Origin of the sequence: Streptococcus parasanguinis (assembly GCF_001069785.1) — a bacterium.
Taxonomy (GTDB): Bacteria; Bacillota; Bacilli; order Lactobacillales; family Streptococcaceae; genus Streptococcus; species Streptococcus parasanguinis_T.
In genome coordinates this window covers 1-9378 of record NZ_JVSR01000023.1, presented here as the reverse complement: position 1 = coordinate 9378, position 9378 = coordinate 1, and the positions used below count along the sequence as shown (strand labels likewise).

The following is a 9378-nucleotide window of genomic DNA, read 5'->3' as shown; positions in this document are numbered from 1 at the left end:
AAATCGAATTCTAACGAATTACCGATTTCTGTCCCACTCTCTTTATTTTATGTTAGAAAGATAGATCAAATCTTTGACCTGATCAATGGTCTGAATCAGGTGAAGGCTTGTCTCATTGATAGGAAGATAATAGACTTTATCTGCCAATGATTCTGTAAAAGGACGATTCGTGAGTAAGATCACCTGTTGTCCTTTTTCTTTCAGCTCTTTCACCTGCTTTCTCACCTTTTGGTAAAAACGCTCATCACAGATTTCTAGATCATCCACCAAGACACAAGCAGCGTCCAAACCCAATGATTCATTGGTCCCATTCTGGGTCAGATAATAGGCTGCTCCCGCTTTGACCTCATATAAGCCAGCTGATGGCTCAACCGGAAGAAAGGCTGGGCTTGTTGCAACTTCTGCTCCTTTTTCTAACTCCACTAGATTAGCCAAAACCTGCAAATAAACAGGTGCTAATTTACTCAAATCCAAGAGTTCCTCAAACTCAAAACCACGTTTCAAAGCTTCTAAGATATAGAAGAGCCGGTGTGGCATATGACGAGCAATTTTCTGGATTAATTCATCATCGCTCATTTCCTCAGGAAGGATGGTCAGCAAGTTCTTATCTTTAATGGTTTCTAGGGCTTGTTGATAAGCCTCATCGATTCTCTTCCCAAATCCATAAACTGCCCCATAAGAGTGAATTTGGGTATTGAGACGGGCATTTTTAGCAGCATCAGAAAAAATCGGGATCTTAAAGAAGATATAGTCCAAACTCGGTTCGTAAACAGCCTTTAGATCTTTTAATAGGGGATGAGGCAAATGCTCGAGAGACCGCCCTAATTGCAACTGTACTCCTTGCTCAAACAAGGAATAGCCCAAGCCCATAGAGGCCATTGAGATACTGTCTGAAGCAAATGGATTAACTTCTAGGATATAAAAAGCATAGCTCGTCGGATCCAAAGCAAACTTGATCGAAATGGCTCCTGTCAGCTTCAAATAGCGACTGATGTGGATCGCTGCTTCACGAAGATTTTGAAACTCCCGGTCTGTCAGGGTGACCGCTGGCATAAATTGATAAGAGTCACTAGAGTGGATCCCGACAGGATCAATGCTTTCAATAGAGGCCGCCAGATAGTGATTGTCTTCGCGATCGCGCATGACTACAAAATCCAATTCCTTAAAGCCATAGGTCGAAAACTCTAGCAAACACTGCTGACTTGGAGAGACCGAAAGTCCCGTTTCTACTGCTTCGCACAAATCATCTAGATTATGAGCAATCTTTCGCCCCTGCCCTTGCTTACTCGCTACCGGCCAGATCATAATGGGAAATTGAATGCCTTCAGAAAACTCAATGGCTTCTCGAACAGAACCAACCAGTGCGGAAGCGGGTACCTGGTAGCCCAACTCTTGAAAGAGGCGTCGTTGATCCGCCTGCTGATAAAAGGTCCGGTAACGTTGAAGGCTCGGTCCCACAATCCTAATCGATACTTCTTTGAAAAATCCAGTTTCTTCCAATCGAAACAAGAGGTTCAAAATCTGTTTATCCGCAAAGGTTAGGAGCAAGCGAGATCGAGTATAAGAAAGAAGAATCGTCCTAAGAGCATCCAGCTTAAGCTTACTGACTACAACCTGTTCTCCAGCTTCTTGTGTGATAGTATTTTCTTCGCCCAGATAAAGGACAAGAACATTCCCATCCTTGGCATTAAGTTTTTGTGCTTCCTTTACCGCAGCCAAGAGGCTAATATCCTGATAAGAATCTCCACATAGGAGAAGCAATTTCTGGTTTTCTTTCATCATTCCTTCTCCCTTCTACTTTCGTGAATTTTGGCATCAATTAATTCTAAAAATTCATCGTAAAAATAGAGATTTTCCCTTGGCCCTGGACTAGCATCCACTTGGAATTGAACCCCTAAAATCGGTTGGTAACGATGACGAAAAGCTTCAATACTATGGTCATTGACGTTTTCATGCGTGACCAATAAATCATGGGGTAGGCTATCGCGAGCGATACTATACAAGTGATTTTGACTGGTTATCTCGATTTTTCCTGTCGCAATTTCACGCACAGGAATATTTAAACCGAAATGCCCAACTTCCATGGGAGCTAGTTCAGCCCCGTAAGCTTGAGCCAGCAGCTGTGCTCCCAAGCCCATGCCCCAGATTGGAATCTGACCATTGAGCTTTTTGATCAAGCGACAGAGTTTTTTCACCTGATGGGGATCCCCAGGCCCACTGGATAAAATAACGCCATCGGGCTGCTGTTCCAAAAGTTCATCATAAGAGATATCATAGGGATAGACCGTGACATTACAGTCCCTTTGACTTAGCTGGCGTAGGACAGAGTGCTTGACCCCTAGATCAATCAAGGCAATACTCTTACCAAAACCTGGTACAGCATAGGCTGTTTTTGTCGAGACTTGACGCACTTGGTCTTTGGGAAGCACTGTTGCCCGCAACTGATCCAGGATATGGTCGATCGAATCCCCCTTGTTAATGACAGTCGCCTTCATCCGTCCATACTTGCGGACAATTTTTGCCACCTGTCTCGTATCAATCCCTACAATACCAGGGATTTTTTTTCGCTTCAAGAATTCATCCAAGGTCATCTGTTGCCGCCAATTGCTTGGCATCTCCACTAGATGCTGAACGACTACTGCCAAACAGGTGGGCGTAATCGATTCAGAATCATCTCGATTGATCCCTGTTGCGCCAATAACTGGAAAGGTAAAAGAGAGTATCTGGCCACTAAAAGCCTGATCCGTGATCAATTCTTGATAGCCTGTCATGGCTGTCATAAAGACCAATTCACCAGTCACATATAGGTCTGCACCAAAGGCTTCCCCTTCAAATACAGTCCCATCCTCTAGGACCAATAATCGTTTCATCGAACCCCTCCCTTCTTTTACACTAGTCCAATTTTATCATAGTTCCTCAAAAAAAGGAAAGTCAGATTCCATGTAGCTCTCTACTCTGTCCTCTTTCTTTCCTTTCAATGAATTGTCAGTTATCTTATTTTGCACCGCGACCTTTAAGGACGGCTTCAATGATGGCCATACGGACAAAGACACCGTTGGTCATTTGTTGTACGATGCGTGATTTAGGAGCTTCTACCAAGTGGTCCGCAATTTCAACGTCACGATTGACTGGTGCTGGGTGCATCAAGATCGCTGTATCTTTCATACGGTCATAACGTTCTTGAGTCAAGCCATGAAGACGGTGGTAGTTTTCTTTAGAGAAGAGTGATTCGTAATCATGACGTTCGTGTTGCACACGCAAGAACATCATCACATCTACTTCTTCAATGACTTCATCGATAGTGACGAAGGTTCCATAGTCTTCAAATTCCGCACTTCTCCATTCGTCTGGACCTGCAAAGTAGAGGGTTGCTCCCAAACGTTTCAAGATTTGCATATTTGATTTTGCCACACGTGAGTGATCCAAATCCCCAGCGATACAAACTTTCAAACCATCAAAGTGACCGAATTCTTGGTAGATGGTCATCAAATCAAGCAAGCTTTGGCTTGGGTGTTGACCTGAACCGTCCCCACCATTGACGATAGATGCAGTGATCGTTGGGCTTTCAACCAATTCTTTGTAGTAGTCCACTTCAGGGTGACGGATGACGCAGACATCTACACCAAGAGCTGACATGGTCAAGATGGTATCGTAAAGTGTTTCCCCTTTGTTCACAGAGCTTGTCTTCACATCAAAGTCAAGGAGATCACATCCCAATTTCAACTCTGCCACTTCAAAGGCTTTGTGGGTACGAGTTGAAGGTTCAAAGAAAAGGTTTGAGATGATGTGTTGGTCTTCGTAGGCTGCTTTTGCTCCGTTTTTGAACTCAATCCCACGTTTGATCAATGCCATTACTTCTTCATTGGTAAGAGTTTCCATTGAGACAAGGTTTTTAAGAGCGATTTGATTTTCAGACATGTTGATTCTCCTTTTATAATGTGAATGCAAATAGTTTACAATTTGTTTAAGCTTCTTTGATGAGGACGCGGTCTTGGCCGTCTAGCTCCACCATCTCGACAATGATTTCCTCTGACTTACTTGTCGGGATATTTTTCCCAACAAAGTCCGGACGAATCGGCAACTCCCGATGCCCACGGTCAACTAGAACCGCAAGACTCACTCGAGCAGGACGACCGTGACTGACCAAATTGTCAATGGCAGCGCGTATCGTGCGACCTGTATAGAGGACATCATCGATCAAAATGACTTCTCTATGAGCGATATCAACTGGTAAAACCGTTGTATCTTCTGTCGCCTTCATGTCATCTCGGAAAGGCTTGGTATCTAGTTCTGCTACAGGGACATCGATTTGTTCCAGCTGAGAGAGGCGTTCTTGGATCCGGCGAGCGATGTAAACACCACGCGTCTTGATCCCCACCAGCACAATCTGGCTCAAATCTTTGTTTCGTTCAATGATTTCGTAGGTGATGCGGGTAATGGCCCGTTTCATCGTCAAATCATCAACGACTTCTTTGGTTTTCATTCAGTCCTCCTTAGTTGTAAAAGAAAAACCTCCTTTTTCAAGGAGGTTCAGCAAATGAATGGTCTAAGAGGATAGAGTCTCGCTCTATGGTCCTAGCCATTGTTTTTCACAGTCTCCTTGCCTGCCTCACGGGACAGGATTAAAGGATTTATTTAATTGAGATAACTATATCACAGTTTCAAACGACATGCAAGAAAAAACTCAACATTTTTCAAAAAAATTTAAAAATATTTCTTTTCGTCCGAATAACGTTCGGCTTTTACTCAGAAACAGCCGATTTTCGCTTAATATTTTTGATCCCATAGAGCACATAGCCAGCCAAGAGATAGGCGATAAAAATGATCACCACCCATTTGCCAACAAAGGCCCAGCCGTATTTATTAACATTGATAAAGAAATAGGCAAAGGGACTATCTTTTGCACCTGGAATTGGCCACTTCAAGACCAAACCATTGAGAAGAGCAAAGAGCATGTAAGCCAGTGGAATCAAGGTCCAAAAGAAAGGATCGAGCTTACGGTATTGCTTGGCTTTATCAATCACTAGGGTATCAAAGAAGAACATCAAAGGAACGATGTAATGACAGAGGAAGTTTTCCAAACGATAAAACTTCTCTGGTGTCGCAATAGGCGCCAACATAAAGTGGTAGATGACACAGGTAATCATAATGGACATGGTAACTGCGCCTTTCATACGAAGGTAGCCCTGAGTCTGGGTCGAACGACCTCGAACCATGCGCCAAACCATGTCTCCCATAAAGAACATGACCAACATGTTAGATAAAATGGTGTAATAGAGCATCATGCCAAAGCCACCATGCTTGGTCAGTTGCAGATAAACACCGAGCACACTTAAGATAAACAATAGAAAACGATAGCTAAATAATAGTTTGAATTTCATAGTATTCTCCTGAAAGAAAAGGGACTAGGCCCTTCTTCTTTTCTTTAGATCTTCTTCACAAATTCTGATTTGAGTTTCATTGCACCAAAGCCATCAATCTTACAATCGATGTTGTGGTCTCCTTCCACGATACGGATATTTTTCACGCGCGTACCTTGTTTCAAATCTTTCGGTGCACCCTTCACTTTCAAATCTTTGATCAAGGTCACTGTATCGCCATCAGCCAATTTGTTTCCGTTGGCGTCAATCGCTACGACACCCTCTTCTTCTTCGACCTCAGCTGGGTTCCATTCATACGCACACTCTGGACACACCAAGAGCGCTCCATCTTCATAGACGTATTTAGAGTTACATTTTGGACAGTTTGGTAAGTTATTCATTTTTATCTCCTTATTCAAATTAACTTTCATAGTATACCATGAAAGCGAAAATTTGACAAATCCTGCTCGACTGTAGCATTTTCATGAAAAAAGGAGGCGACTTGGCCTCCCTACTTGGATGATATTTTTTAATCTTCCTGCAATTCTTGAATATCTCGAATCACGCGCACGCCTGCTTGATTCTTCTCGCGCAGTTCAGCATCAGAGTATGGGAAGGTATTGATCAAGATACTCTCCATCCCGATACCTTGGGCAACAGCGACATCTGTTGTAAAGTCATTCCCCACCATGACCGTTTTCTCAGGGTTCAACTGGTGTTCTTTCATCACTTCCAAGAGAAACTCTGGCTGAGGTTTGCGAATACCTGCATCAGATGACAAGTAAATGGCATGGAAAAGCTCTCTCAAGCCAACCAAATCAATCTCCGGATTTGTAAAATCTGCTTGGGCATTGGATAAGAGAAAGATCCGGCAGCCTTCGGCTTTCATATCCTCTAATACTTCTTTCGTATGAGGATAAAGCTCCAACCGCTTGCGAGAAAGGACACGGAAAGTCCGCGCAATCAAACGTCCCCACTCTTTGAGGTGGGCAACACTATTTCCACTTGGATGACTTTCTAAATACAATTGCACAAAGATGACCGTTAGATCAATCTCTGGGTAGGCAACTTGTTTTTCCTTAGCCAAGTCTTCTTCGGCTTGTTGCACCAACTCTCCATAACGCAGGCGAAGACCTTCTCCTGTGTAGCTTGCCCCGTAGGATTGGTAGATCTGTGCCATAGTATCCCATAAAATGGGACTCGACTCATCCGTTTCGATGTCGACCAAGGTTCCATAAAAATCAAAAATATAGTTTTTAAATGCGTACTTGTGCGGATTCATCTCTCACTCCCGTAACAAACATCGTAAAGGTTGCCTTGCAGACATTGGCCCCGTCTTGATTAGTAATATCGACATCCACAACTCGAGTCGTCCGTCCACTGTGGACACATTCGCCATGGATGGTCAGGACATCACCCAGACGTCCTGCTTTCAAGTAATTGATGGAGGATTGCAAGGTCACCCCATCGACACCTTGAGAAACCACGACCAAACCACTGACTTGGTCACACAGGGTAAAGAGATAGCCTCCATGCGCATTTCCATAATAATTGAGCGATGATTCCACGACCTTGGTTGTCACCACCACATGGCCATCTCTCATCTTTTCGATTTCGTAATTTTCAAATGCAGCAATTGCATCAAAGTGAAAATCTTTCATATTACTTGCCACCTTTTCTAGCATCTTTTCAACTCCTCTATCATACTACAATTAAGAAGCAGATACAAGCAAAGGAGCAATTCCTTAGAAGCAGAAGAGGAGACTCCAACTAAGTAAGAAGACGATACTAGGCACAATATATTTTCTTGGGTGCTTCCAACATTCTCTCTTTAAATTCCATTTTCTTAAAGGGAAATAGATTTCAATCAGTAAGTGCAAAACAGCTTCCACTACTGCTAGAATCATCACTCCTAGTAAAAATAGGATCCCCAAGTCAGGCATAACCACCATTTTTAATAACAGAGCAACAAATAGATTGACAAATAGGAAATAAGTCAGCAATACACGGTAATACATCAAGTAAAAGAACCGACTCTTAGGAAGAGACTTAACATGATCGATCAAATCTTTATCAGCGGAAATGAGAGTGGTTAATGGCGTATTGACAGAAGCAATCGTTAAAAGGATGATGATTTTTAAAGGAGCCTCATAATCCTGTATCAGAATGAGAAGGAGGAAGATGAGAGTAAAGACAAAATTGATGGAAAAATAGCGCTCTTGAAATAAGGAAATCCAAAAATAATTGCCACTTTTTCTCTTTGCGACAAGCAACTGATCATTTTTTGAAATCGCGATTAAGTCGTCATTTTTAAAAATAAAGATAGTAACGAAGGCTGAAAGTAAGATCATATAGGACACTTGTTGAATCCATAAAGAAGATGCTGTAAGAACAGTCGTTACAAAAATGAGCACTCCTCCTAGAAGACTTGGCCTGGTATTGAACTGGATAAAGATATAAAACACACTCAATACCACCAGTAAAGAAAGGAGGACCAGCTTAAAGGATTGTAGCAGGTCTAACCTGACTCCTAAAAAGAGGATCAATAACAGCACGCGCTCTAGTAAATTGAGAAGAAAGGTTACCGTCAGAAAAGACCCTTTAAAACGATTGAGAGACAAAGGAAGCTGGTAGTAGGCCTGGACCCTGTCCATCGAAAAGTAGGAATACAGCAATTGAAAGGTTGATAGAGCAGTAACAATAGCCGTACTGATCAACAAGACTTGAAAGCTCGTAGAAAATTTTGCCCCAACAAGATAGTAATAAAGAGCAAAGGCTAAGGAAGTCAAGAACAAGAAGAGCCGATTTTTGGATACCACATCTCTAAAAATTGCTAGTAGCATGTTCTACCCCCTCTGACGATTGACGTCATGAAACCAATCTTCTAAATTCGATTCAATCGCGTCTAGGTGACCATCTTCAATATAATAAGCTGTATCACAGACCCGAACGATACTCTCTGCGATATGCGAACTCATCAGAATAGAGCCTTCTTCTTTATACTGCAATAGCAAACCATATAGAAATTCTGTCGCATCAAAATCAAGGCCATCAAATGGTTCGTCCAAAATAAGGAGGGTAGGTTTGAGATAAAAAGCTGTGATCAAGAAGACTTTCTTCTTATTTCCCGTTGACAAACTACCAATGTCTGTGTTGAGAAACTCTTCAAAATGAAAGCCTGAGATCAGGTCCTGCAATAACGTTTCATCTCTCTTTCGATGATACAAACGACAGACAAAATTAAAATAATGAACAAAATCCCAGTTTAAAAAACTATTGTTTTCAGTAAAAACTGTATAGGTACGGCTCTTATAGAAATTCGTATGAAAAGAGGTCGCCTTGTCTTCTATGGTAACAGTCTCAACTGCATACTGCCGATGATCAAAGACACTACTTAAAGCTTTTAGCAAGGTTGTCTTCCCAGCTCCATTTCGACCAATCAACCCCACTACAGAATGATTGGGTACAAGCAAATTCGTGTCTTTTATAACGGGCTTGTCTTTTTTATACCAAACGTTTAGCCCCCTGATGTTTAAACACTCACTCTTCATCGACGCACTCCTTTATAAAGGTAAGAAGCTCCAACCAAAAGCAACAGCAAAGCGTATAGCCATTCCTTTTGAAAGGCAAAGACTAAGGCACCGATCAAGAAGCAAATTCCTATAAGGATTCTAAATTGTAATTTCATATCTTGCCTTCTTTCTATTCACAGTATGAAAGATTACAATTGTATTTTATGCTTATACTATAGTACTTTTTCTGAGCAGATTCAAGCACGAATGGAATATTCTCAGTGCTTTAGGCAACATTTTATCTTTGAGAGAAAAAAAGAACTAGATATTTCTAGCTCTTAGAATGTAAACAATCTATTTTTACATCAAACAATTCAAATAATTCTGAAAAAATGAGAATGAACTAAAGTTTCGGTCTCATTCAGACATACACTGAAACTTTCCACCGTGAGAAAAATGAGAGTGGGACAGAAATCGGTAATTCGTTAGAATTCGATTTCGTCGTC

General features: G+C 41.8%; 11 protein-coding genes. All 11 read right to left on the bottom strand.

Annotated features, from left to right (window positions below; translation table 11 throughout):
* Nucleotides 1–42: 42 nt before the first annotated feature.
* On the bottom strand, nt 43–1782 hold the full coding sequence (locus tag ADG03_RS01600; protein WP_049471806.1) for an ATP-binding protein: 1740 nt from the start codon (nt 1780–1782) through the stop codon (nt 43–45).
* Entirely contained in the window at nt 1779–2870 is a 1092-nt protein-coding gene (locus ADG03_RS01595; RefSeq protein ID WP_049471805.1) for a carbamoyl phosphate synthase small subunit, read from the bottom strand. The genes ADG03_RS01600 and ADG03_RS01595 overlap by 4 nt, the downstream gene beginning before the upstream one ends.
* A 124-nt stretch (nt 2871–2994) precedes the next feature.
* A complete protein-coding gene (locus tag ADG03_RS01590) occupies nt 2995–3918 on the bottom strand; it encodes an aspartate carbamoyltransferase catalytic subunit (protein WP_049471804.1) in 924 nt (307 codons plus the stop codon).
* Nucleotides 3919–3964: 46 nt separating this feature from the next.
* Nucleotides 3965–4483, bottom strand: coding sequence for a bifunctional pyr operon transcriptional regulator/uracil phosphoribosyltransferase PyrR (gene pyrR, locus ADG03_RS01585; RefSeq protein WP_003001719.1), 519 nt, complete (start codon nt 4481–4483; stop codon nt 3965–3967).
* A 259-nt stretch (nt 4484–4742) separates the two neighbouring features.
* Complete coding sequence (locus ADG03_RS01580; RefSeq protein WP_049471803.1) at nt 4743–5381, bottom strand: Pr6Pr family membrane protein; 639 nt, start codon at nt 5379–5381, stop codon at nt 4743–4745.
* 44 nt (nt 5382–5425) lie between these two features.
* Nucleotides 5426–5761 (bottom strand): zinc ribbon domain-containing protein YjdM, encoded by a 336-nt coding sequence (locus tag ADG03_RS01575; RefSeq protein WP_049471802.1) that lies wholly within the window; start codon nt 5759–5761, stop codon nt 5426–5428.
* 128 nt (nt 5762–5889) lie between these two features.
* Nucleotides 5890–6642 (bottom strand): HAD family hydrolase, encoded by a 753-nt coding sequence (locus ADG03_RS01570; RefSeq protein WP_049471801.1) that lies wholly within the window; start codon nt 6640–6642, stop codon nt 5890–5892.
* Complete coding sequence (locus ADG03_RS01565) at nt 6617–7021, bottom strand: PaaI family thioesterase (protein WP_003016342.1); 405 nt, start codon at nt 7019–7021, stop codon at nt 6617–6619. The genes ADG03_RS01570 and ADG03_RS01565 overlap by 26 nt, the downstream gene beginning before the upstream one ends.
* Before the next feature lie 84 nt (nt 7022–7105).
* Nucleotides 7106–8203 carry a hypothetical protein gene (locus ADG03_RS01560; protein ID WP_049471800.1) on the bottom strand — a complete coding sequence of 366 codons (1098 nt, stop codon included), beginning with the start codon at nt 8201–8203 and terminating at the stop codon, nt 7106–7108.
* Nucleotides 8204–8206: 3 nt separating this feature from the next.
* Nucleotides 8207–8911 carry an ATP-binding cassette domain-containing protein gene (locus ADG03_RS01555; protein WP_049471799.1) on the bottom strand — a complete coding sequence of 235 codons (705 nt, stop codon included), beginning with the start codon at nt 8909–8911 and terminating at the stop codon, nt 8207–8209.
* On the bottom strand, nt 8908–9048 hold the full coding sequence (locus ADG03_RS11730; protein ID WP_003001697.1) for a hypothetical protein: 141 nt from the start codon (nt 9046–9048) through the stop codon (nt 8908–8910). Before ADG03_RS11730 ends, ADG03_RS01555 begins: the two co-directional genes overlap by 4 nt.
* Nucleotides 9049–9378 lie beyond the last annotated feature (330 nt).